The organism is Nocardia sp. NPDC050799 (genome assembly GCF_040654015.1).
In the GTDB taxonomy this organism is placed as follows: Bacteria; Actinomycetota; Actinomycetes; order Mycobacteriales; family Mycobacteriaceae; genus Nocardia.
On record NZ_JBFAHF010000008.1, the window covers coordinates 1 to 24,374 of the forward strand.

A 24,374-nucleotide genomic window follows, 5' to 3' on the forward strand; every position below is an offset into this window, starting at 1 on the left:
AAGGGCGAGAACATTCCGGAACCGGGCATCCCGGAATCGTTCAAGGTTCTGCTCAAGGAACTCCAGTCCCTGTGCCTCAATGTCGAGGTGCTGTCCTCGGACGGCGCGGCGATCGAGATGCGCGACGGCGACGACGAGGATCTCGAGCGGGCGGCGGCCAATCTGGGCATCAACCTGTCCCGGAACGAAGCGGCCACCGTCGACGATCTGGCGAACTAGGGCGTTGGCCGGGTGCCGTGACGAATTACGGCACGGCACCCGGCCAACGCGTTCGAATCCAATAGAGAACTTTTGCTCGTATTCGACCCGCACAGGGGAAAGGAAGTTACGTGCTAGACGTCAACTTCTTCGATGAACTCCGGATCGGCCTCGCCACCGCCGAAGACATTCGCCAGTGGTCCTACGGTGAGGTGAAGAAGCCGGAGACCATCAACTACCGCACGCTCAAGCCGGAGAAGGACGGCTTGTTCTGCGAGAAGATCTTCGGGCCCACCCGGGACTGGGAGTGCTACTGCGGTAAGTACAAGCGCGTCCGCTTCAAGGGCATCATCTGTGAACGCTGTGGCGTCGAGGTGACCCGTGCGAAGGTGCGCCGTGAGCGGATGGGCCATATCGAGCTGGCCGCTCCGGTCACCCACATCTGGTACTTCAAGGGTGTGCCGAGCCGCCTCGGCTACCTGCTCGACCTGGCGCCGAAGGATCTGGAAAAGATCATCTACTTCGCCGCCTACGTCATCACCGCCGTCGACGACGAGATGCGGCACAACGAGCTGTCGACTCTCGAGGCCGAGATGGAGGTCGAGAAGAAGACCGTCGCCGATCAGCGTGACGCCGACCTCGAGGCCCGGGCCCAGAAGCTCGAGGCCGACTTGGCCGAGCTCGAGGCCGAGGGTGCCAAGTCCGACGTCCGCCGTAAGGTCAAGGATGGCGGCGAGCGCGAGATGAAGCAGCTCCGCGACCGCGCCCAGCGTGAGCTGGACCGGCTCGAGGAGATCTGGACCACCTTCACGAAGCTGGCCCCCAAGCAGCTGATCGTGGACGAGGTGCTCTACCGCGAGATCACCGACCGCTACGGCGAGTACTTCACCGGCGCGATGGGCGCGGAGTCCATCCAGAAGCTGATGGAGAACTTCGATATCGAGGCCGAGGCCGAGAACCTGCGCGAGACCATCCGCAGCGGTAAGGGCCAGAAGAAGCTGCGCGCGCTCAAGCGGCTCAAGGTCGTGGCGGCGTTCCAGACCAACGGCAACTCGCCGATGGGTATGGTGCTCGACGCCGTTCCGGTGATCCCGCCGGAGCTGCGGCCGATGGTCCAGCTCGATGGTGGCCGCTTCGCCACCTCCGACCTGAACGACCTCTACCGTCGCGTCATCAACCGCAACAACCGCCTCAAGCGACTGATCGACCTCGGTGCCCCTGAGATCATCGTCAACAACGAGAAGCGGATGCTGCAGGAGTCCGTCGACGCGCTGTTCGACAACGGCCGTCGCGGCCGGCCGGTCACCGGTCCGGGTAACCGCCCGCTGAAGTCCCTGAGCGATCTGCTCAAGGGTAAGCAGGGTCGTTTCCGGCAGAACCTGCTGGGTAAGCGTGTCGACTACTCCGGCCGTTCGGTCATCGTCGTCGGCCCGCAGCTGAAACTGCACCAGTGCGGTCTGCCCAAGCTGATGGCGCTGGAGCTGTTCAAGCCGTTCGTGATGAAGCGGCTGGTCGACCTGAACCACGCGCAGAACATCAAATCCGCCAAGCGGATGGTCGAGCGGCAGCGGCCGCAGGTGTGGGATGTCCTCGAAGAGGTCATCGCCGAGCACCCGGTGCTGCTGAACCGTGCGCCCACCCTGCACCGCCTCGGTATCCAGGCCTTCGAGCCGCAGCTGGTCGAGGGTAAGGCCATCCAGCTGCACCCGCTGGTCTGTGAGGCGTTCAACGCCGACTTCGACGGTGACCAGATGGCCGTGCACCTGCCACTGTCGGCGGAGGCGCAGGCCGAGGCCCGCATCCTGATGCTGTCCTCGAACAACATCCTGTCCCCGGCGTCGGGTCGCCCGCTGGCCATGCCGCGTCTGGACATGGTGACGGGTCTGTACTACCTGACCCGGCTCGACGAGGGCGCCAAGGGCGAGTACCAGCCCGCCAACGGTGACGGTCCGGAGCAGGGCGTGTACTCCTCGCCGGCCGAAGCGCAGATGGCGGTGGACCGCGGTGAGCTCACCGTGCGGTCGACCATCAAGGTGCGGCTGACCGATCAGCGTCCGCCCAAGGACGTCGAGGCGGAACTGTTCCCGGAGGGCTGGCGGCGCGGCGACGCGTGGACCACTCAGACCACCCTGGGTCGGGTGCTGTTCAACGAGCTGCTCCCGGGCGACTACGCGTTCATCAACGAGCCGATGCCGAAGAAGCGGCAGGCGACGATCATCAACGATCTCGCCGAGCGCTACCCGATGATCGTGGTCGCGCAGACCGTCGACAAGCTCAAGGACGCCGGCTTCTACTGGGCCACGCGTTCGGGTGTCACCGTCTCCATGTCGGACGTGCTCGTTCCGCCGGAGAAGGCCGAGATCATGGAGCGCTACGAGGCGCAGTCCGATCAGATCGAGAAGAAGTACCAGCGTGGTGCGCTCGATCATCAGGAGCGCAACAACGCCCTGGTCAAGATCTGGCAGGAAGCGACCGAAGAGGTCGGTAGGGCGCTGCGCGCGCACTACCCGGCCGACAACCCGATCATCACGATCGTCGATTCGGGCGCCACGGGTAACTTCACCCAGACTCGTACCCTCGCCGGTATGAAGGGCCTGGTGACGAACCCGAAGGGTGAGTTCATCCCGCGGCCGATCAAGTCCTCCTTCCGTGAGGGCCTGACGGTGCTGGAGTACTTCATCAACACCCACGGTGCTCGTAAGGGCCTGGCCGACACCGCGCTGCGTACCGCCGACTCGGGTTACCTGACCCGTCGTCTGGTCGACGTCTCGCAGGACGTGATCGTGCGCGAGCACGACTGCGGCACCGAACGCGGGATCATCGTGCACATCGCGGAGAAGCAGCCCGACGGCCTGCTCATCCGGGACCCGCACGTGGAGACCTCGGCCTACGCCCGCACGCTGGCCGCCGACGCGCTCGACGAAAGCGGCAACGTCGTGGTCACCAAGGGCGCCGACCTGGGCGATCCCGCGATCGAGGCGCTGCTGGACGCCGGTATCACCGAGGTGAAGGTCCGCTCCGTGCTGACCTGCACCACCGGCACCGGAGTCTGCGCGACCTGCTACGGCCGCTCGATGGCCACCGGAAAGCTCGTCGATATCGGCGAGGCGGTCGGTATCGTCGCCGCGCAGTCCATCGGTGAGCCCGGTACCCAGCTGACCATGCGTACCTTCCACCAGGGTGGTGTCGCGGGTGACGACATCACCGGCGGTCTGCCCCGTGTGCAGGAGCTCTTCGAGGCTCGGGTGCCCAAGGGCAAGGCGCCGATCGCGGAGGTCTCGGGCCGGGTGCGGCTGGAGGACGACGACCGCTTCTACAAGATCACCATCATTCCCGACGACGGCGGGGACGATGTGGTCTACGACAAGCTGTCCAAGCGTCAGCGGCTGCGCGTGTTCAAGCACGACGACGGCACCGAGCGGCTGCTCTCCGACGGCGATCACGTCGAGGTCGGCCAGCAGTTGCTGGAGGGCGCGGCGGATCCGCACGAGGTGCTGCGCGTGATGGGTCCCCGGCAGGTCCAGATCCACCTGGTCCACGAGGTCCAGGAGGTCTACCGGAGCCAGGGTGTGTCCATCCACGACAAGCACATCGAGGTCATCGTCCGTCAGATGCTGCGCCGGGTGACGATCATCGATTCGGGTGCCACCGAGTTCCTCCCCGGTTCGCTGACCGAGCGTTCGGAGTTCGAGGCATCCAACCGTCGCGTGGTCGCCGAAGGCAACGAGCCCGCGGCGGGTCGTCCGGTGCTGATGGGTATCACCAAGGCGTCGCTGGCCACCGATTCGTGGCTGTCGGCGGCGTCCTTCCAGGAGACCACCCGAGTCCTGACGGACGCGGCGATCAACTGCCGCTCCGACCGGCTCATCGGCCTCAAGGAGAACGTGATCATCGGTAAGCTGATCCCGGCGGGTACCGGTATCAACCGGTACCGCAACATCCAGGTTCAGCCGACCGAGGAAGCGCGTGCCGCGGCGTACGCGGTGCCGTCCTACGACGACACCTACTACAGCCCGGAGGGCTTCGGTGCCACCACCGGTGCCGCGGTCCCGCTGGACGATTACGGTTTCAGCGACTACCGGTAATCGGTAGGTAGCAACAGCGTTCGGCCCCGCACCGTTTCGGTGCGGGGCCGAAATGCGTTCCGGGCCGGGCCATCGCCGGCTCGGTCCGGAAGGCCCCGCTGCCGGAAACCTCGGCCCGCTCTTCGATAGGAGCGGGCCGGATGCTGTTCGGGGATCGCTGAGCCGTCGAGCTGCTGAGCTGCTGAGCTGCTGAGCTGCTGAGCTGCTGAGCTGCTGAGCCGGGTCGGTTCAGCAGTGGGAATATGAACCGGGCATTGCGATCACATTGCACACAAACGTCGTTCGGTCGAACAGTGATGAATAGCGTGGTAGCGCACTGTCTGCCGGAGTCGTCGAACAGTTGCCGGACCGACGACCGCCGGAGGGCCCATGACAATGCGAATCACCCAGCTCGCGCGCGGTATTCGGGCGCGTGTGGCGCGTCCGGAGGGTGGCAGCGCGGAGGTCACGAAGCCGGCGCGTCGCCGCCGATGGTTCCGGCGGCTCGCGGTGATCGGCACGGTCCTGTTCGTGCTCCCCGCAATGCTCGGGGCGGCCGCGCTGGCCGCGACCGGAGATTCCGAATCGGTGGCGACTGCCGGTTTTCCGGCACTGAACTGGATGAATATCCGCGATTCCAGCGGCATCGAATTGACCCACTATCGGTTCGTCACCACACATGGGAGTTTGTTCGAGCCGCTGGAGACGGCCATCTCGATTGTGCTCGGGCTCGAATTCGCCGGCTATATCGTCATCGTGACGGGTGCCATTTGGGTGATCGGTTACACAATGAGTTTCCACTGGCTCGATCCGTTCGGGGACGCGCTGTCCGGAGTCGCCCGTAGCCTGCACGCGCAGCTCGGTATCCCGATGATGCTCATCGTCGCGGCGTCTCTCGGCGCGTTCATCGTGGCGTGGTTCGTATTGCGCGGCCACCACGCGCGGGCGGCCACCCAGGCGGTGACGATGGTCGGGGTCGCCGTGATCGGGCCGGTCTTCATGGCCCAACCGCTCGAGGATGTCCTTTCGTCGCACGGGCTGATGTCGCAGGGGCGTGACCTCGGTATCGCGGTCGCTGCCGGGCTCACCGGGCATATGCACAGCGACCCCGCCGGACTGGTCGCGACGATGCAGGCGAACCTGGCCGATAATTTCGCCCGGCGCCAGGTCCAGGTGTGGAACTTCGGGCATGTGATCGACGACCGGCCGGGATGCGCGGCCGTCTGGTCGGCCGGAATGCAGTCGGGTTCGGATTCGGCCCTGGTGTCCGGGCTGCGTGCCTGCGGTGACCTGGCGGCGCACCAGGCGGCGCTGAATCCGACCATGGGGCAGGCGGGTTCGGGGCTGGTCGTGCTGATCTGCGCCGGTATCCTGCTCGCGTTCGGGACCTACCTCTCAATCAAGATCATCTGGTCCGCTCTCGATTCGATCTTCCACGGTTTCGCGGCGATTTTCGGTTTCGCGGCGGGCGGTTTCGTCTACGGTCCCACGCAGACATTTCTGGTCCGCAATCTCGTGGACAGCTTCTACGGTGCCGTGGTGATGGCGGCGTACGTCATCTATCTGGGTTTGTACATCCTGTTCCTCGGCAACCTGTTCGACCAGGCGCGCGGTCAGGCGACCTTGGTCCTGATCCTCGGCGCGGTGGTGGAAATCGTCGGTCTGCTGCAGTTCCGGCGATTCTCCGCCGCCCTGCGCCAGGGCAACGAGTGGATCGTCAACCGGTTCTCCCTTGCTCTGCAGCAGGCGCCGGGCGGTGGTGCGGGCGGCGCCGGCGGCGGTTCGGCGCTCGGTATGGGTTCCAGCGGAGTCGCCAACTCCGGTGTTCCAGGCCTCGGGTTGATCGCCGGGGCCGCCGCACTCGGCACATTGAACAGCACTCCGGCAGCGGCGTGGCTGTTCGACCGGGTCGCGCCACTGGAACCGCATTCACGGAAACGGCAGAGCGCCATGCTCGACCAGTGGGGCGCGTGGAATATGCGATGGAACGGTGAGAAGATCGGTGGCCCGGACGGTCTGTTCACGCACGCCTTCCTCGATCGACTGCACCTCTCACACGCCGCCCGGGACGCGACGGCTGTCGCCAGTACGGCAGGCCGGGGTGGCGTGAATACGGCGCGGGGCGCGGCCGCCGCGGTCGACGGTGTACTCGTCGGCGGTGGCGGATTCCTCGGGCAGGTCGCCGCTTCGCTGCGCGGTGCCGGCTTCACCGACGAGGAGATGATCCAGCGCGCGGTGGAAGCGCGAGGCTATGTGGTGAAACACGGGGGCGATGTGTCGCTGGCCGACAAGAATCTGGCCGAAGTCGTCGCGGCCTCGAATTACGCCGCGGCGATGAACACCCCGGCGGCGCATGCGGAGCTGGAGCGGGCTGTCCTCGCCTACTCGCTCGGACGGGAGGGCGTCGAATTGGGGGGCATGGCGCGCCGGGCCGGTGAAGAGTATCTGTCCGCGCCCACCCGGGCGAAGCTCAACCGGATCCAGCAGGTCGCGACCGGCGAGGAGACGGCCGAGTACTCCGAGGAGGACGCGGCCCGGATCCTGCGCTGGATCGGTGACGAACACGCGCAGCAGGTCTCCACCGCGATGACCTCTTTTGTGGTCAACCCGGCCGACGAAGAGAGTCGCCGGCGCTTCTTCGCCGCGCAGAACGCGGCCGTCGACACCGATTACTGGGCTGCCGAAGCGACCCGATCGCCCGCATCCGCCTTCGCCGCCGGCGTCTGAGAATTCGCATCGCTCGGTTCGGTCCCGATGCCCGGACCGGCCGACGCGGCCGGGCGGGGCCGCGGCGTGGCGGTACGCGCGTGGGTCGCATAGAGCGTCAGGCCGACGAAGGCCAGGCCGCCCACCAGATTGCCGATCACCGTGGGGATCTCGTTCCAGATCAGATAGTCGCCGATCGAGAAATCGCCACCGAGTAGCAGGCCGGACGGGAAGAGGAACATATTGACAATCGAATGCTCGAATCCCATGTAGAAGAACAACATGATGGGCATCCACATGGCGATGACCTTCCCGGACACCGAAGTCGACATCATCGCCGCGACCACACCGGTGGAGACCATCCAATTGCAGAGCACACCGCGAATGAAGAGGGTGAGCATTCCCGCGGCACCGTGATCGGCGTAACCGACCGTGCGCGAGACGCCGATTTCACCGAGTTTCTGCCCGACTTCATTGGGGTCCATCGAGAAACCCATGGTCACGATGACCGCCATCATCACCGCGACGGTGAACGCGCCGAGGAAGTTGCCGGTGAACACCAGTCCCCAGTTGCGCAGCAGGGCTCGCCAGGTCACCCCGGGCCGCCGGTCCAGCCAGGCCAGCGGTACGAGCGTGAACACGCCGGTGAGCAGGTCGAACCCGAGTAGGTAGAGCATGCAGAAACCCACCGGGAACAGGACCGCCCCGAGTAGTGCCTGGCCGGTCTGCACCGTGATGGTGACCGCGAAGGCCGCGGCGAGCGCCAGGATCGCCCCGGCCATATAGGCGCGGATCACGGTATCGCGCGTGGACATGAATGCCTTCGCTTCGCCGGCGTCGATCATTTCTTTCACGAAGTCCGCTGGTTTGAGATAAGACATGGCACGCCCTTCGGTTGTGGTCTTTCGTGCCGAAGTGTGCGGTGCCGAGATTTCCCGCCCGTATCGTGGCGAGCGCACCCGTGTTACCGGGCCCTCACCGAATCGGTGCGGCGGTATGTGCCCCGGCGTGACCTCGCAGGACGGCCACGCCGATCATGATGTCTCGGAAGTAAACATTGTGATACCGATTCGGTTCGGCGCGTTCACCGGTGGGAGGCTTTCGATGTTTCCCGATGCTAGGAGTCTCGTATGGAACCGATCATGAGCAAGCGCGCGGCCGCCGACCTCGTTGTCGCCGCCCGTATCCGCCAGGGCTTGTCCTGGGCCGATATCGCCGACGCTCTCGGTGCTCCGCTGGTCTGGACGACTGCGGCATTGCTCGGGCAGCATCCGATGACGGCGGAGCAGGCGGGCACGGCCTGCCGCTTGCTCGGGCTGGACGATTCGGTGGCCGAAAGCCTGGTGTTGCAGCCGGCGCGCGGCGCCGATCCGGCGGTGATGAGCGATCCCACGATCTATCGCTTCGTGGAGGCGCTCTCGGTGTACGGGCCCGCGTTGAAGGAACTAATCCACGAGGAGTTCGGCGACGGGATCATGAGTGCCATCAACTTCAAGGTCGATTTCGCTCGCCGTCCCGACCCCGACGGCGATCGCGTGGTCATCACCTTCGACGGGAAGTTCCTCGACTACCGGTGGTGATCCGGGCCCGCCGCCGAGCGGGTTCTCACTGGTTGTGCGGTAGTTCTTCGGCCAGCCGCTGGAGGTAGCCGGCGAACCGGCGGCGGTCGGCGGGGGACCAGTCGTCGGTGAGCCGGTCGAATATCTGCCGTTGCCAATCGTGGGCGTCGGCCAGCAGGCGGGTACCTGCCGGGGTGAGGTGCAGGGCGGTGCGGCGCCGGTCCAGGTCGGATTCGCGACGTGCGAGGTAACCGGCGGTGGTGGCGTCGCGGACCATCCGGCTGGCTCCGGAATGATCGAGACCGAGCTGGTGGGCGACCGCGGTGATGGTCGCCTCATCGGGGGCATCGGCGGCACCGGCCACCGCCTCCACGACCTGGACGTGCTGAGGGTTGCCCAGCTCCGCGCTCTGCCCCCCGGCGCCGCGCTGTATCCAGCGCCGGGACCAGAACCGAACCAGGCGGAACAGGGCGGGCCCGCCGTCCGCGGGGGAGGAGCTGCCGCTCATATAGACCAATCTATCCTCTTCAAAAATTTCAATGCGATGCGCATGTATTTTTTATGTGTAACGCATGTAATCGAGAGGAGGGGTCTATGTCCGACCCGAGTAACACCCCGCGCATCGTGCTCGACCACACCATCGTGCCGGTGCCGGATCGCGTGGCCGGGGCGACGTTCTTCGCCGAGCTCATGGGGTTGGCGGTGGGCGACCCGGCCGGCCCGTTCGTGCCGGTGCGGGTGAACGAACAGCTGACATTCGATTTCGACGACCGCGGCCGCGTCGAGCCGGGCCACTACGGCTTCCTGGTCGACGAGGCCACCTTCGACGCCGTACTGCGACGGCTGGCGCAATGGCCCGCCGTCGAGTACGGGTCGGGGCCCGGGAGCGGCTGGGACCGGGATATCGACCACCTGGGCGGCGGTCGCGGTGTGTACGTCCGCTCGCCGGAAGGGCACAGCTACGAAATGTTCACCGTGGCCCGTTGACAGCGCGCCACCGGGCATCGAGAAGCGCATCCGGCTGCGCGAGGACGCGGCATGGTAATCACGGAGAAGCAGGGCCGGATCCGGTACTCCCGGGCCGCACCCGAGGCGTTCCGACGGGAGGTGGCCTCGCTGGAGGCCCGGTTCAGCGCTCGCTGTCGAGGGCGCTCATCTGTGCCTCCGCGTACCGGCCACCGGCTACTGCCGCCGCCGGTACCGCGGCCTCGATCGCGGCGATATCGGCCGCGGTGAGCGCGATATCCAGCGCGCCGAGCGCCTCCGACCATCGGGTACGGGTGCGCGCCCCGATCACCGGAACGATATCGTCGCCGCGGCTCAGTACCCAGGCGATGGCCAGCTGGGCGGTGGAGACGCCGTGGCGCCGCGCGAGAGCGGCGAGCGCGTCGACCAGGTTCAGGTTGGCGGTGAGGTTGTCGCCTTGGAAGCGGGGAGCGTGGGCGCGGTAGTCCGACTGCCCGAACCCGGTGGCGCGGCCGGGAGCAGTATCACTGAGCAGCCCGCGGGAGAGCACCCCGTAGGCGGTGATCCCGATACCGAGTTCGCGGCACACGGGCAGGATCTCGGCCTCGATCCTGCGCGAGAACAGCGAGTACTCGATCTGCAGATCGGCGATCGGGTGTACCGCGGCTGCCCGGCGCAATGTTTCGGCGCCGACTTCGGACAGGCCGATATGCCGCACATACCCCGCCTCGACGAGTTCGGCGATGGCGCCGACGGTGTCCTCGATCGGCACCGCCGGGTCCAGCCGCGCCGGACGATAGATGTCGACATGGTCGACCCCGAGCCGGCGCAGGCTATAGCTCAGGAAGTTGCGCAGCGCGGCCGGACGGCTGTCGAATCCCTGCCAGGTGCCGTCCGGTCCGATCATGCCGCCGAACTTCACGCTGAGGACCGTTTCGTCCCGGGGACGGTCGGCGATCGCCCGGCCCACCAGCAATTCGTTGTGGCCCATCCCGTAGAAATCGCCGGTATCGACGAGCCGGGCGCCGGAATCGAGTGCGGCGTGCACAGTGGCCGTCGATTCGGTCTCGTCGGCGGGACCGTAGGAACCGGACATCCCCATCGCGCCGAGCACGATCCGTCCGACCGTCGGCCCGGTGTTGCCCAGTTGCGCGACTGCGATCTGTGTATTCGTCATACAGACCACCGTGGTGGACCGGTCCCGCTCGCGGCAGAGACGCTTTATCGGGGGAGCGGCGATCCCTGGCTGACCGCGCGGCGGTGCGCGACAGTGGAGGTATGGATCGCAGCGAACTCGCCGATTTCCTCCGTCGCCGCCGGGAACAGCTCACCACCGAGGCGGTGGGGCTGCCCCCGGGTACCCGCCGCCGCACCCCGGGCCTGCGACGCGACGAAGTGGCGCAGCTGGCCGGCATCTCCACCGACTACTACACGCGGCTGGAACAGGCGCGCGGGCCCCGGCCGTCGACCCAGGTGCTCGCCGCCCTGACCCGTGCGCTGCGCTGTACCGCCGACGAACGTGATCACATCTATCTGCTGTGCGAACACGCGCCGCCCGGCGGCAACCGGACGGATAAGCACGTCGGCCCCGGGCTGATGCATGTGCTCGCGAAACTGGACGATATCCCGGCAGTGGTCATCACCGACCTCGGCGAATGCCTGGTACAGAACCGGATGCACACCCTGCTCTTCGGCGACCAGGCCGGACAGCAGGGCTGGAACCGGTTCTATGCCTGGCGGTGGTTCACCGAACCGGAGGCCCGGGCGATCGCTCCGCTACGCGATACCGACGGGCTCGCCCGCCGGCAGGCGGCCGACCTGCGGGCCACCGCCGCGCGTCGGCCGAAGGACCCGGACGTCATCGAGTTCATCGGCGCGCTGCGGGCGAACAGTCCGGAGTTCGAACGGCTCTGGAACGAGCACGAGGTGGCGGTGCGGCACTCCGACACCAAGGGGTTCCGGTAGTAACCGCCGAAAATCGGGCGGATATGGCGTAGCTGCTGGTCAGCGTCGGCGTTCGGCTCCCGGGCCCAGGAGCGAGGTCAGCTCGCGCATCGTCTGCGGGGATGGTTTGAAGTAGCGGCGCAGGTTCTCGGCCTTGCGGTGTCGGGATTTCGCCATGAGTTCGAGCAGGCTCGCGCCGGATTCTCCGAGGTGGGTCAGGCCGGAGTGGCGTAGTTCGTGGAGGTCCCAGCCGGTTCCGGGTCCGTCGAGGGTGGTGGCGGTGTCGAGTAGGTCGCGGGCCTGGTCGTAGGACAGCCGGGCGAGGCCGGTGTCGGGGCAGACGTCGCGGTCGGCGAGGTACTTGCCGGGTCCCGGTCGGCGGTGGGTCACGAACACGGGGCCGCGGGTGCGGTCGCGGATGAGCCGGGGAAGCAGGCGGGCGGTGCCGGCGTCCCAGTACACGTTTTCGAGGACGTGTTCGTGGTGGGTGGCGCCGCGGCGGCGGGTGCGGGGTTTGGCGCCCTTGGACTTCACCGCCGCGGTGCGGCCGGCGAGGTCGAGGTCTTCGATGTTGAGCTGGAGCAGTTCCTCGGCGCGGGCGCAGGTTTCATACAGCATCCGCCACAGCGTCTTCTCCCGCACGTGGATCTCGCGGCGGGCGATGAGCCGGTCGATCGCGGTGCGCGAGCGGACGGGTGTGTCGGAGTCCGGCGGCGTCGACCGCCCGGCCGAGGCCGGGATGCTCGGTGTGGTCCAGCCTTGCTCGGCGCACCAGGAGAGCCATTTGCCGACCGCAGCGCGGCGCGCGTTCCAGGTGTTCACCGCCGCGTTGCCCCAGAGGGTTTCCAGCGCGGCGCCGACTTCGGCGTCGGTGACCGAGTCCAAGGCGCGGCTGGTGCCGACGAGTCCGTCCGGGCGGCCGTCGAGCTCGTCGACGGTCTTGACGATCGCTATGCCGTAGGCGCGGCGGGTGTTGGCCGATCCGATCGTGTCGAGGAACGCGTCGGCGGACGAGCGCAGGGTGCGCGGCGCCGCGGTGCGCAGCCAGGTCACCTTCGCGGCCATCGGATCCCTTCTCCGGCTTGCCCCGGATAACGGGGCTGCTTCGTGTACGCGGCGGAGCGGGTCCGCCGCAGGTCGAGTCTCACGATATCCCGGATAACAGCCCATTATCCGGGATAAATCATGGCCGCTGGATTCCGCGCAAATTGTTCATCCAAGACACATCGCGCCAGCTCAAAACAACCTCGATCACCCACCTCTACATACATCGGCTCGATTGGGGCCGCGTCGGGTTCGGCGCGGGAAGACCGTGACGTCGGGGCAGGCGGTCTGTAGCGGCCTTCTCCAGGCCGGGGTGGCGGCACCGGAGCAACAGCAACTGCCTTCCACGCACCGGCCGGTGTGACCGTGGAGAAGTACCATTCAAGCCCTATCGGGAGGATGCTCCCCAACGTAGGGACAGGGGCAGCTCAGGGCGTTGTCGCTGCCATGCACGAGAACAGCAAGGTGTGAGAGTTGCCGCGAGAGAGTCCGCTATCTCGACTTTTCTCGGACATGGCTGATGGATTGCGTAAACGCGAGATGCCCGGGATTGCTGGGCACTACGAACGCGCTTACAGGGGCCCGATCGGCGCGGATGGTCTTCGGGATTCGGCTGATGTGCATGATGATGCCGGCGCGTCGGCTGCCCGACAGCTGGACAACGCCACGGAGCCCGTCAGGCGAGATGGCGAGGAGAAGACCGACCTTCGAGGTGAGGGAACGGCCGGATTCACACCGGACTCCCTCGACAGCGTCGTGGTCAACCGGCGCTCGGTCGACTGGAATGCCATGGTCGGTGACCATCGCGCGGTCCTGTTGGGTGAGCTTCACTACAACGCGCCGGGACGAGAGTTCCTGGCCGGCCAGGCTCGGGCCATGCGGGAAGCGGGAATCACTCACTTCGGTGTCGAGGCACCCCCACATTCGGCGTTCGACGAGCTGAACGCGGGCCGACCCGCGGATCTCACACGAGTCGGATTGAGGCACTTGTCCGGGTACGAGGAGATGATGCGGGCGATGAACGCCGAAGGCATCACCGTTGTCCCCCTCGACATGCGTCGATCCGCAAATCCGGCCCGCGACGCCCAAGAAGTGCGCGACAGACATATGGCCGCCACCATCGACGGCATCTTGTCCGAGGACCCCGACACCAAAGTCGCCGCCCTGCTGGGCAGCCTCCACACCAGCAACTCGCCGCACTTTCCGCCCAACGCCGGTGCGATTCTGCACGCCGGCCCACACTCGACGACCAGCATCGAGTTCACCGGAGGCTACGACCGCACCAACCTGCTCGCCGCCGCAGCACGCAAGCACAACGCCGGCGACGAAACCTTTGTCGCCGACCTCCTCGACTACCACAACGCTGGCGGAGAATTCGGCCCCGACAACGACGCCTACATCCACCTGCCCCAATCCGACCCACCACCCCACCTGGCCCCGATGTTCGGTGGGCCACGTCCATCCCCGATGTTCGGTCAAGCGCATCTGGATCGGATCGCCGAGGCGGACGGTTGGCCACGTCGGTCGTCATGGGAGGCATGACGGCGGGAACGACCGAACCCTGACAATCGTCGCGGTCGCGCCAGAAACCGACAACCGACATTCGAAACAGGGTGATCGGGATCGGCCGCGTCGTCGATCTGTTCGGGCATCAGGTCGTCCTCTCGATGTAGGGGGCTCAGAACAAGGTGTCGCGCACCCGCAGCGGCTGGTACCCGGTCGGCCCGAGCTGGGCCAGTTCGGCGTCGATGTCGACCTCGATCGCGCCGAAGAAGTTGATATTGGCGCTGTGCGCCGGGGAGATATGAGCCAGGACCTCGTCGTCGATCCGCTGCCCGGACCGGCGCATCTGCTCGACCGCGAGCCCGTAATACTCCGTGGTCCACGCGATCACAGCGTTGGTCGCCAGGGTCAAACACCAGGCTTGCTCGGTCTGATCTTGCAGCTGGCGGGCCCGGATCATGCCCTCATGGGCATACAGCAGGTCCCGGCGTAGCGCGTGCAGGGATTCGCCCTTGTTGAGCTGGCGGGCGACCTTGCGCCGATAGTCCGGATCGGAGAGGTATTTCGCGGCGTAGATCGTGCGCCGCAACGCCCCGTACTCCTTGAGCGCCGCGGCCAGAGTGTTCTGTCGACCGGATGCTGACAGCTTGCCGACCAGCAGCGATGCGGTGGCGTGCCCGAACTTCAACGATCCGGCCAGCCGGAGCAGATCGTCCCAGTGCTCGGCGATCAACTCCAGGTTGGCCTTGCGGGTCATCAGCGGGCCCGCGTACGGGAACCGGGAATCGGCCTCGCCACGCGGGCCCGGCCGGTACAGGGTGATCCGCCCCAGGTCCCGGATCCGCGGGGACAGCTGCATCCCGAGCAGGTCGAACAGCCCGAAGTTGACCAGGGTGACCCCGTGGGTGTCGGTGGCGTGTTCGGTGATCGGCAAATCGGTGGCATTACCGAGAATCTCGTCGAGCACGTAGTCGGCTTCGCGTCTGGTCGCCACGATCACCTTGGTGCCGTAGGTGGCGTGTTGCTCGGTGACATGGGTGTACGTCGACAGGCCCTCGCCTGCGAAGTAGCGGCTCAACGGCCGGGCGGTGGTCGACTTCCCGCGCGTCGGGAACCGCTGCCCGTCGCTGGAGGACAGCGTCCCGGCGCCGAACACCGGGGTCAGCGGCAGGCGCTGGTGGTAGTCGATGAGCACCAGGTTCGCAGCGCGCAGGGTCTCCTCGCGCACGTACCATTCGTCGGTCCAGGACAGGATGTCGTAGGAGATGCCGCAGGCCTCGGCCATCCTGGTCAGTCCCAGGTTGGTCGAGTGCGCGAGCAGCACCGCGATCAGGTTGCGTTTCAACTCCGGCGTGCGGGTGGCCTGGCCGCCGGCGTGGGTGAAGCAGTCCAGGTAGCCGGTGCGTTTGTCCAGCTCGATCAACAGCGACACGATCGGCGCGAACGGCAGCATCTCGGTCAGCTCGGCCTTGAGCGAGACCGCCTCGGCCGGAACATCCTCGGCGGTCAACGGTGAGATGACCAGATCCCCGGACTCGCCGTCCAGCCGCACCGGGCCCTCCCCTTCGGCGAGCACAGTGTCGAGTTCACCGACCGCGGTGTGCAGTTCCTCAACGACGGCGGCCAGGGCGACGCCGGGGTCGGGCGGGCGTCCGACCAGGCGGCAGAACTCGCCGCGCTGCGGAGCCCACTGCTCGGGCGTGAGCAGGTAGGCGGCCGGGTCGGCATAGCGGCGCGAGCCCGGCACGAACACGTTCCCGCTGCGCAACCCGTCACGCAAACCCAACAGCACGCACAACTCCCAGTAGTGCCGGTACGCGGTGGCGCTACCGGACTTCCGCGCCTGATCGAGGTAGCCGCGCCACTTCGCGGGCACGAACCCGGTCGGGGCGTCGTCGAACACCTTCCGGCGCCCGGTGGCGTTGAGCTCACGCAGCATCGCCACCGCGATCAGCAGCTCACTCGCCGCGGTCCCGCCGGCGAACCCCACCGTCGCGAGCACCGCGGGGGTGAACTGGCGCAGATAGTTGTAGGAGGAATCCAGCGCCGCGAGATGCCCGTGATCACGGGGCAACCGGGGTTTGGCCTGCGCGATTGCGGCCCGCAGGCGCTCCCACCCGATCTTCTCCCCACGGATCAGCGCACCGATCTCCTCATCCGCGACCGCGGGGTCGGTCACGATCGCCAGCAAGTCATCGAGGAGGGCCTGGCGGTCCTCACCGGACTTGCCCCGTTCGGCCAGTTCTTGCTGCATCCGGCGTTCGGCGGCCCCGAACTTCGCCGAGATCGCCTGATCGAACAACGCCACGACCTCATCGAGCACGTCGGTACCGGACTGGGCCAACACCGTGAGCAGGATCGGATACCGGCGCTGCGGATCACGCCGTTCCAGCGCCTGCGGGGTCAATCGGCGCCCCATCGCGGCCAGGAACCGGCGCCGCTCGGCGGGCAGCACCGACAAATCCAGGCGATCCGCGCCCAACCCTCGCAGAAACGCCAGCTTGTCGACCTCGGCGCGCACCGCGGCCGCCGACGCCTCCACCGGACCGGTCGACAGCCACCGCAACCGCGAAACCCCCAGCGAGGCATCCACGGCCAGCAGTGCGTCCAGCTCGGCGCACCGTGCGGGAGTGAACTCGTGGGCCAGGCGGTCGTAGGTCTCGGTTTGTGCCTGGTAGCGGGCGTGTGCGATGCGTTCGACCATGCTCACCGGGCCGGGACGGATAACCTGCGCCGAGATCAGATACTCACAGCCCAACCGGAACAGCAGGGTAGGGGAATCGTGCTCCATCGCCCGCGCGAGCAGGAACTCGTCGAGCTCCTTGAGTTCGAGCGCACCGGCCGCCCGCCACCCGAGGTACTGCGCGGCCAGGCGCACATGCTCGGTGCGGGTCTTGGCGCGACGGCCGTAGGCGCCGATCTCGACCGGATCCACCCGTAGCTGCTCGGCGACCCGCGCGACCGCCACCGGCGGAGCCGTCATCAGCCGGTCGGGCACGAACCCCAGCCACGGCAGCGTGCACAGGGTGATCGCCAGACCCAGCCGTTCGGCCGGGCCCCGGCCGCGGCCCGGGTCCACGAACGCCAGATCTGCCGGAGTCAACGTGAAGAACCGGAACAGTTCCTCGCGGCCGATCTCCGGGAACCCCCGCAGACGTTCCAACTCCTCGTCCGCGAACATCCGCGTCGCCACGAAACCAGCCTCCACCGCCGCCCAACACCATCACCGGCAGCCAAACACCTAGCACGTCCAGGCGCATCTCGAACACGAAACTGTTGCCTACCAGGTAGGTACGCCATATCCGCCCGATTTTCGGCGGTTACTACCGGAACCCCACCAAGAGCGCGGTGCACCCCGAGCTCGGGGTGATCGATATGTTCTGCGAGACCATGCTGACACCGAACGCCACCCAGCGGTTGCTCATCTACTGGCCGCTGCCGGGTACCGATGCCGCGGGAAGATGGAACTGCTGCGCGTCATCGGCACCCAGCGGCTGGATGTGCCGGAGCGGCCGCCCTACTACTCGCGGCCCGCCGAGGTGAACGACATATCCGCGTAGCGGGGTCCGGCCACCTGGCCGGCGATCGGTTCCAGCCGGTCCAGTTCCGCCGCGGTCAGGGTGACCGCGGCCGCGGCGGCATTCTCCGCGAGCCGGGTCCGGTGACGGGTGCCGGGAATGGGTACCACCGGCAACCCGTGGACCTGTCCACGCGACTGCACCCAGGCCAGCGCGATCTGGGCGGGCGTGCGTTCGCGCGCTTCGGCGATGGCGTGCAGCGGTGCGAGGAGGGCGGCGTTGTGTGCGGCGTTGGCGCCGGTGAAACGCGGCATATGGCGCCGGAAATCGCTCGCGCTCAGGTCGTCGGTGCCGGGCAGGGCTCCGGTGAGGAAACCGCGGCCCAGCGGTGAATAGGGCACGAATGTGACGCCCAGTTCGGCGGCGGCGGGTACCGCCGTGCGCTCGACGTCGCGGGAGAACAGCGACCATTCCGACTGCACCGCCGCGATCGGATGGACCGCGTGCGCGGCGCGCAGTTCCGCCCCGGTGACCTCGGACAGGCCGAGCGCGCGCACCTTGCCCGCGCGCACCAGCTCTGCCATCGCACCCACACTGTCCTCGATCGGTACCTCGGGATCGCGCCGGTGCATGTAGTACAGGTCGATGGTGTCGGTCCCGAGGCGGCGCAGGCTGGCCTCGACGGCCCGGCGGATGTAGTCGGGTGAGTTGTCGATACCGCGGTAGTGCGGGTCGTCGGCCCGGCGGACGATCGCGAATTTGGTGGCCAGCACGATCCGGTCCCGGTTGGCGCGGACGAAATCGCTCAGGAACTCCTCGTTGTCGCCGGCACCGTAGATATCGGCGGTGTCGAACAGGGTGATGCCGAGTTCGAGGGCGCGGTCGAGGGTCGCGCGGGATTCCGCGCGGTCGGTGGGGCCGTAGAACTCGCTCATACCCATGCAGCCCAGCCCCTGGACACCCACCCGGATCCCGGTGGTGCCCAGCGGAGCGGTCGGCAGTACTTCGGTCATGATCTCGGGTATCCCTTCACGATGCTGCGTTGTCGGGTGACCGGGTGGCGTCGCCGGGAGCGTGCTGCTCGTAGAGCGAGATCTTGTGATCCAGCACCGCCACGGTCTGTTCGAGTTCGGCGATACGTTCGAGGACATCGGCGCGGGTCTTGCGGAACATCGCGAGCCGTTCGGGGATCGTGCTCGCGCCGGCGCGGACGAGTTCGGCGTACCTGATCATGTCCGCCACCGTCATACCGGTGGTGCGCAACCGGGTGATCAGCGTCAGCCAGTCCAGGTCGCGGTCACTGAACCGGCGTTTGCCGGTGTGGTCGCGGCCGATATGGGCCAGCAGGCCGATGCGCTCGTACCAGCGCAGCGTGTCCTGGCTCAGACCGCAGTGCCGGGCCGCCGCCCCGATCGAATGCCGGGGGAGTTCCCGAGCCGGGTCGGTGACGTCCGGGCCGGGTTCGGTGATACTCACGCCGACTACTCTCCTTGTCGAAAATCATTGCACCACAAGGGTTTCCGTGTAGCGCTCGATCCTCTCGTCGAACGAGGACAACGATATCCACCTGGAGTGGACTCCAAGCAAGCGCTGAGCGGCGGATCAGTTGCCGTGTGGCCGCCGGGCGCGGGGCATCAGCTGCCCACCGGGCATCGGCGGCGCCGGAATCCGCTGGTCCGGGGTGTGGTCGGTGATATCACCGAAACGCCCGGTGTCGTGCGACTCCCGATCCGTGCGGGCCGCCACGATCTCCGCGTGCTCGCGCGCGACGAAGTTCCACCACATCACCAATTCCTCCGCGAGCGGCTCCCCGCCGATCAGGGCGAACCGGTCGCCGGAGTCGCTGGACAGGTCGAGGCTGTCGCGGCCGGTGCCCAGATACAGCAGCGGGCCCGGCGTGAGCTCGCATCCGGCGGCGGTGACCGTGCCCCCGCGTTATCGGTCCCGGCCCGATTCCCGGCTCGCACAGGGCCGCGGTGGGGTGCGGATCGAGGTCACTCACCGCCGCCGACAACGTGCTCGTTGTACTGCGGATGCTTCTCCAGATAGCTCCGGATGAACGGGCACTCGGGCCGGATCTTGCGCCCGCGATCCACGGTGTCGGAGATCGCGAACTCGGCCAGCCGGCTGCCCAGCCCTTTACCGCCGAATTCGGGTCCGATCTCGGTATGGGTGAAGACGGTTTCCCCGCCGTGCTCGGTGTACTCGGCGAATCCGGCCAGCTCGGCGCCGTACCACACTTCGTAACGGTTCTCGCCGGGGTTGTGCACCACCTTGCTCTGCTCAATCGCTTCGGTCATCGCCGCGGCTCCTTTCCGTATCCGGCCATCTTCACGACGGCACGACCCGGGGCCGTACCGCCGAGCGCCAGCGTACTCAGCCGCCCGCGACCCGGGCGGCGCGCTGGGACAGCTGACGTGGCCCGTGCCTGTCCAGGGGGGTCACCGCCCGGAACACGCGCGTACCAGCGCATCCGGGGTCCGGCACGTAACCTGGGAGGATGGACAAGGAAATCGACCGGGTCCGGGCGCGTTCGGCGTGGGCCACGGTCAGGGAGAGCCCGGTGATCACCGCGATCGCGGTGGCGCCGATCGTCGTGGTGTTCGGTCTGGTGTGGTGGCTGATCGGCGGCTGGGCGGCGTTTCTGCTGCTCGTCGTGCTCGGCGCCGGGGCGGTGTTCGGCGGTAAGCTGCTGCGCTGAGTGTCAGCGCGGCACGTGGAAGGTCATCAGGTCGCCCGCACCCGGGCCCACCCGGTCCCATGCGCCGGGTAGGCGCAGCACCGCGAGCGCGGACGTGGGGAACTTGCGGCTCAGCCGCAGGGCATCCTCGGTGTCGTGTGCGGCCGCGAGGTCCCAGGCCGTCCACGGCATACCCGGCGCATGCCCGATCACCAGCAGGGTCGAGACGGCGGGGTCGGTGAGCCCGATCAGTTCGAACAGATAGTCGGCCGTGGCCTCGTAGATCCCGGACTCGAATTCGACCGGCGCGGTGATACCGGTGGCGGTGAGTGTTTCCCGGGTACGGGTCGCGGTGGAACAACGCACCGCGTCGATCGGCGGCTGGTTCGAGCGCAGCCAGGTGCCGGCCAAGGCCGCCTCCCGCTTCCCACGCGGCGCCAGCGGGCGCTCGTGGTCCTCGATTCCGGCCGGGTACGCCGATTTCCCGTGCCGCATCAAGATCAGAGTCCGAACCATGGGTCCACCGTAGGCACCCTCGGTGCAGAGATCCACCACACACTCGAGGCAAACTGAAAGCGGCGTCACAATGGAGGTAGGCCCGGTGATCCCGGTCCCCGCTCAGTCGTCACGCCCTGCCACCCGCGACCCGGACGGCACCAGCCCGCATATAAGTCTCGAGGATCTGCACAAATATGGCCTACGTAATCACGCAGCGTTGCTGTAATGACGCGAGTTGCGTTTCCGAGTGCCCGGTCGACTGCATCCGCCCGACTCCGGACCAGCCGGAATTCGCCACGACCGAAATGCTCTACATCGACCCCGACACCTGCATCGACTGCGGCGCCTGTGTCGACGCGTGCCCGGTGGAGGCCATCTTCTCCGAGGACGATCTGTCCGCGTCGCTGGCCCGATTCCGGGAGATCAACGCGGCCTGGTTCGAGCGGCATCCGCTGGAGTCGAACCTGGATCCGATCGCGACCCCGGTGCGGCCGCCCAAGGATCTGGGTACGTTGCGGGTCGCGATCGTCGGCGCCGGCCCGGCGGCCGCCTACGCGGCCGACGAACTGTTGCGGCGCTGCGATGTCCAGGTGGAGATGTTCGACCGGCTGCCCACCCCGTGGGGTCTGGTTCGCGCGGGGGTGGCCCCCGACCATCCCGGCACCAAAACGGTCGCGGGCATGTTCGAATCGGCTTTCCGGCGCGACACCCTGCAGTACTACCTGAACGTCGAAGTCGGTAAGCACATCACCCACGAGGAACTGCTGGCCCATCACCACGCGGTCCTCTACGCGGTGGGCGCCTCCTCGGATCGGCGGATGGGCATCCCCGGTGAGGACCTGCCCGGCAGCCATTCCGCGACCGAGTTCGTGGCCTGGTACAACGGGCACCCCGACTACGCCGACCGGGTTTTCGACCTCTCCGGCGAGCGGGCGATCATCGTCGGTAACGGCAATGTCGCGCTCGACGTCGCCCGCGTGCTGGCCGTGCACCCCGACGAGCTGGCGAAAACCGATATCGCCGACCATGCCCTGGCGGCCCTGCGTGGTAGCAATATTCGCGAGGTCGTGGTGCTGGGCCGGCGCGGTCCGCTGCAGGCGGCCTACACCTCACCGGAGTTCCTGGCGCTGGCGCACCTGTCCGGGGTCGATATCGTCATCGACCCGGCCGAACTGGAACTCGACCCGGCCTCGCAGGCGCTGCTCGACCACCCGGACGTCGAACCCTCGCTGAAACTGAAATACGCGCTCGCCGGAGAGTTCGCGGCGAAACCGCCGACCGAGGGCAACAAACGGATCGTGTTCAAGTATCTGGCCGCCCCGACCGCGCTCACCGGCACCGACAAGGTCGAAGCACTGGAATACGCCCGCAACGAACTGGTGGAAGAGGACGGAATCCTCAACGCCCGCCCCACCAGCGAGATCGGCAGCCTCCCGGCCTCGCTGGTGCTCAGGTCGATCGGCTACCGCGGACAGCCCGTCCCGGACCTGCCCTTCGACGACAGACGCGCGGTGGTCCCCAACGAACACGGTCGCGTGATCGGTCCCGACGGTCAGCCCCTCACCGGGGTGTACGTCAGCGGCTGGATCAAACGTGGCCCGCGCGGGGTCATCGGTTCCAACCGGGTCGACTCCGCGGAAACGGTGGAGGGCCTGATCGCCGACTTCGTCGCGGGCAAACTGGCCGCTCCCACCGCCGACCGGGACGCACTACGCGCCCTGGTCCAGGAACGCCAGCCGGACCTGGTGGACCGGGTCGGCTGGAAGGCCATCGACCAGGCCGAACGCGGCGCCGGCAAGGAGTCGGGCCGGCCCCGGGTCAAGTTCACCACCCTCGCCGACCTGCTTCAGGCGGCCAAGGGCGGTAGCTGACGAAGGATGCCGCCGGCCGCCGCCGGATGGCGCGGCGAAGTGGGCCCGTGCCCCGGAGCGATCCGGGGCACGGGCCCAGGGTCGTCAACAGGGACCCGCTCGTCCTGATGCGACCGGGCCACGTTCCCATGCCGGTCCGCATCCGATCCAGACGTCGAATGTCTACGTAACCCGCAGGCGTCGAGTCTTACGAGACACCGCGAGGGGTTGAGGCCCGTCTCGCCGTTTCGGCCTCGAAAGCGCATGAGCCGAAGGCTCGAGTCTCGAGGCCGAAACGGCGAGACCAAGGGGGCCTCAACCCCCGCGGCGCCGAAGGCGCCGCCAAAAACACAGCATTTGTTCCTACTCGGTAAGGTTCTGCTGTGGTTTCGACCGAGTCCGACGACGTTGTGCAGGATCGCCGTACCCGTTTGCTCGCGGCGGCCGCGATCACGCTGGGCCGGCTCTCCGATGTACTGACGCCGCTCGGCGAGATGTTCGCCGCGCACGGTTTCCAGCTGTATCTGGTCGGGGGCAGTGTGCGCGACGCGGTGCTGGGGCGGCTCGGGACGGATCTGGATTTCACCACCGACGCGCGGCCGGAGCAGGTGCAGGATTTGCTGCGCGGATGGGCCGATCAGCTGTGGGACACCGGGGGGTTGGCGTTCGGGACGGTGAGTGCCGCCAAGAACAGGCAGCAGTTGGAGATCACCACTTTCCGTAGCGATGTCTATGACCGGGTTTCGCGGAATCCGCAGGTCAGATTTGGTGACACACTGGAGGACGACCTCGTCCGGCGCGATTTCACGGTCAATGCCATGGCGGTCCGGGTCGCGGCCGACGGGGGGCTGGAGTTCGTGGACCCGCTGGACGGGATGGCGGCGTTGCTGGCCGGTGTGCTGGATACTCCCGCGGCCCCGGAGGACTCGTTCGGTGACGACCCGTTGCGCATGCTGCGGGCGGCGCGTTTCGTCTCACAGCTCGGGTTCGACGTACATCCGCGGGTGCGGGCGGCGATCACCGGGATGGCCGCGGAGATCGACCGGATCACCGCGGAGCGGGTGCGGACCGAACTGGACAAACTGATCGGCGGCGCCCACCCGATCGACGGTATCGACATGATGTGTGAGACGGGTCTGGCTCAGCGGGTGCTGCCCGAGGTCCCGGCGATGAAGCTGGAGATCGACGAGCATCATCAGCACAAGGACGTCTACTGGCATTCGCTGACCGTGCTGGAACAGGCCATCGACCAGGAGGAGGGTAATCCCGATCTGGTGCTGCGCTGGGCCGCGCTGTTGCACGATATCGGGAAACCGGACACCAAACGCAACGAACCCGGTGGCGGGGTGAGCTTCCACCATCATGAGGTGGTGGGCGCGAAGATGGTGCGCAAGCGGATGCGCGCGCTGAAGTATCCGAAACAGTTCACCGAGGACGTGGCGCGGCTGGTGTTCCTGCATCTGCGGTTCCACGGTTACGGCAAGGGGCAGTGGACCGATTCCGCGGTCCGCCGGTACGTGACCGACGGCGGCGACTTGCTGCCCCGCCTGCACAAACTGGTGCGCGCCGACTGCACCACCCGGAACAAGCGCCGGGCGGCGGCGTTGCGGTCCACCTACGACGATCTGGAGGCGCGGATCGCGCGGCTGCAGGAGCAGGAGGATCTGGCCAGAGTCCGGCCGGATCTGGACGGTAACGCCATCATGGAATTGCTGGGGCTGCCGCCGGGGCCCGAGGTCGGGCGGGCCTGGCGTTTCCTCAAGGAGCTGCGTCTCGATCGCGGACCGCTGACCCGGGACGAGGCCGAGGCGGCGCTCGAGCAGTGGTGGCAGACCCAGGAATGA

20 protein-coding genes and 1 pseudogene are annotated in these 24,374 nt (G+C 67.3%); 11 read left to right on the top strand and 10 right to left on the bottom strand.

Going from position 1 to position 24,374, the window contains the following annotated elements; genetic code table 11:
• From AB0H42_RS10435 to AB0H42_RS10445, 3 genes are all read left to right on the top strand, one after another.
• The coding region (locus AB0H42_RS10435; protein ID WP_357052872.1) for a hypothetical protein at positions 1-219 on the top strand (219 nt) is incomplete at its 5' end.
• 110 nt (positions 220-329) lie between these two features.
• The gene (locus AB0H42_RS10440) at positions 330-4,283 is read left to right on the top strand and encodes a DNA-directed RNA polymerase subunit beta' (protein WP_357052875.1); all 3,954 of its coding nucleotides are present in this window, start codon (positions 330-332) and stop codon (positions 4,281-4,283) included.
• A 369-nt stretch (positions 4,284-4,652) separates the two neighbouring features.
• A complete protein-coding gene (locus tag AB0H42_RS10445; protein ID WP_357052879.1) occupies positions 4,653-6,989 on the top strand; it encodes a hypothetical protein in 2,337 nt (778 codons plus the stop codon).
• On the opposite strand, the gene AB0H42_RS10450 is transcribed toward AB0H42_RS10445, so the two are convergent.
• Positions 6,932-7,849 carry a formate/nitrite transporter family protein gene (locus AB0H42_RS10450; protein WP_357052882.1) on the bottom strand — a complete coding sequence of 306 codons (918 nt, stop codon included), beginning with the start codon at positions 7,847-7,849 and terminating at the stop codon, positions 6,932-6,934. The genes AB0H42_RS10445 and AB0H42_RS10450 overlap by 58 nt on opposite strands.
• A 249-nt stretch (positions 7,850-8,098) precedes the next feature.
• On the opposite strand from AB0H42_RS10450, the gene cynS reads away from it, so the two are divergent.
• Positions 8,099-8,548, top strand: a complete 450-nt coding sequence (cynS, locus tag AB0H42_RS10455) for a cyanase (protein ID WP_357052885.1) — start codon at positions 8,099-8,101, stop codon at positions 8,546-8,548.
• Between the two features lie 25 nt (positions 8,549-8,573).
• Here the strand turns inward: cynS and AB0H42_RS10460 are convergent, their stop codons facing one another.
• Positions 8,574-9,035: a MarR family winged helix-turn-helix transcriptional regulator gene (locus AB0H42_RS10460; RefSeq protein ID WP_357052888.1), complete on the bottom strand. Its 462-nt coding sequence runs from the start codon at positions 9,033-9,035 to the stop codon at positions 8,574-8,576.
• An 86-nt stretch (positions 9,036-9,121) separates the two neighbouring features.
• On the opposite strand from AB0H42_RS10460, the gene AB0H42_RS10465 reads away from it, so the two are divergent.
• Complete coding sequence (locus AB0H42_RS10465) at positions 9,122-9,514, top strand: VOC family protein (protein ID WP_357052892.1); 393 nt, start codon at positions 9,122-9,124, stop codon at positions 9,512-9,514.
• A gap of 142 nt (positions 9,515-9,656) precedes the next feature.
• Here the strand turns inward: AB0H42_RS10465 and AB0H42_RS10470 are convergent, their stop codons facing one another.
• Positions 9,657-10,670 (bottom strand): aldo/keto reductase, encoded by a 1,014-nt coding sequence (locus tag AB0H42_RS10470; RefSeq protein ID WP_357052894.1) that lies wholly within the window; start codon positions 10,668-10,670, stop codon positions 9,657-9,659.
• A gap of 101 nt (positions 10,671-10,771) precedes the next feature.
• Here AB0H42_RS10470 and AB0H42_RS10475 point away from each other — a divergent pair, with 101 nt between their 5' ends.
• Entirely contained in the window at positions 10,772-11,458 is a 687-nt protein-coding gene (locus AB0H42_RS10475; RefSeq protein ID WP_357052897.1) for a helix-turn-helix transcriptional regulator, read from the top strand.
• 39 nt (positions 11,459-11,497) lie between these two features.
• Here the strand turns inward: AB0H42_RS10475 and AB0H42_RS10480 are convergent, their stop codons facing one another.
• Positions 11,498-12,502 (bottom strand): site-specific integrase, encoded by a 1,005-nt coding sequence (locus AB0H42_RS10480; RefSeq protein ID WP_357052900.1) that lies wholly within the window; start codon positions 12,500-12,502, stop codon positions 11,498-11,500.
• 453 nt (positions 12,503-12,955) lie between these two features.
• Here AB0H42_RS10480 and AB0H42_RS10485 point away from each other — a divergent pair, with 453 nt between their 5' ends.
• Positions 12,956-14,023, top strand: a complete 1,068-nt coding sequence (locus AB0H42_RS10485; protein WP_357052903.1) for a hypothetical protein — start codon at positions 12,956-12,958, stop codon at positions 14,021-14,023.
• A gap of 136 nt (positions 14,024-14,159) precedes the next feature.
• Here AB0H42_RS10485 and AB0H42_RS10490 read toward each other — a convergent pair whose 3' ends face one another.
• Complete coding sequence (locus AB0H42_RS10490) at positions 14,160-17,177, bottom strand: Tn3 family transposase (protein WP_357052906.1); 3,018 nt, start codon at positions 17,175-17,177, stop codon at positions 14,160-14,162.
• A 182-nt stretch (positions 17,178-17,359) separates the two neighbouring features.
• Between AB0H42_RS10490 and AB0H42_RS10495 the strand changes: the two genes are divergently transcribed.
• The gene (locus AB0H42_RS10495; RefSeq protein ID WP_357053353.1) at positions 17,360-17,527 is read left to right on the top strand and encodes a hypothetical protein; all 168 of its coding nucleotides are present in this window, start codon (positions 17,360-17,362) and stop codon (positions 17,525-17,527) included.
• Here AB0H42_RS10495 and AB0H42_RS10500 read toward each other — a convergent pair.
• From AB0H42_RS10500 to AB0H42_RS10515, 4 genes and pseudogenes are all read right to left on the bottom strand, one after another.
• Positions 17,505-18,515, bottom strand: coding sequence for an aldo/keto reductase (locus tag AB0H42_RS10500; RefSeq protein WP_357052909.1), 1,011 nt, complete (start codon positions 18,513-18,515; stop codon positions 17,505-17,507). The two genes, AB0H42_RS10495 and AB0H42_RS10500, sit on opposite strands and share 23 nt — an antisense overlap.
• A gap of 16 nt (positions 18,516-18,531) precedes the next feature.
• On the bottom strand, positions 18,532-18,978 hold the full coding sequence (locus tag AB0H42_RS10505) for a MerR family transcriptional regulator (RefSeq protein ID WP_357052912.1): 447 nt from the start codon (positions 18,976-18,978) through the stop codon (positions 18,532-18,534).
• A 126-nt stretch (positions 18,979-19,104) separates the two neighbouring features.
• Positions 19,105-19,416 (bottom strand): annotated as a pseudogene (locus AB0H42_RS10510) (pirin-like C-terminal cupin domain-containing protein); the annotation flags it as partial.
• An 80-nt stretch (positions 19,417-19,496) separates the two neighbouring features.
• On the bottom strand, positions 19,497-19,802 hold the full coding sequence (locus tag AB0H42_RS10515; RefSeq protein WP_357052915.1) for a GNAT family N-acetyltransferase: 306 nt from the start codon (positions 19,800-19,802) through the stop codon (positions 19,497-19,499).
• A 200-nt stretch (positions 19,803-20,002) separates the two neighbouring features.
• Here AB0H42_RS10515 and AB0H42_RS10520 point away from each other — a divergent pair, with 200 nt between their 5' ends.
• On the top strand, positions 20,003-20,203 hold the full coding sequence (locus AB0H42_RS10520; RefSeq protein ID WP_357052918.1) for a hypothetical protein: 201 nt from the start codon (positions 20,003-20,005) through the stop codon (positions 20,201-20,203).
• A 3-nt stretch (positions 20,204-20,206) separates the two neighbouring features.
• Here AB0H42_RS10520 and AB0H42_RS10525 read toward each other — a convergent pair whose 3' ends face one another.
• A complete protein-coding gene (locus AB0H42_RS10525; RefSeq protein ID WP_357052921.1) occupies positions 20,207-20,698 on the bottom strand; it encodes a histidine phosphatase family protein in 492 nt (163 codons plus the stop codon).
• A 176-nt stretch (positions 20,699-20,874) separates the two neighbouring features.
• On the opposite strand from AB0H42_RS10525, the gene AB0H42_RS10530 reads away from it, so the two are divergent.
• Entirely contained in the window at positions 20,875-22,551 is a 1,677-nt protein-coding gene (locus tag AB0H42_RS10530; protein ID WP_357052924.1) for a 4Fe-4S binding protein, read from the top strand.
• A gap of 362 nt (positions 22,552-22,913) precedes the next feature.
• Positions 22,914-24,374 carry a CCA tRNA nucleotidyltransferase gene (locus AB0H42_RS10535; protein ID WP_357052927.1) on the top strand — a complete coding sequence of 487 codons (1,461 nt, stop codon included), beginning with the start codon at positions 22,914-22,916 and terminating at the stop codon, positions 24,372-24,374.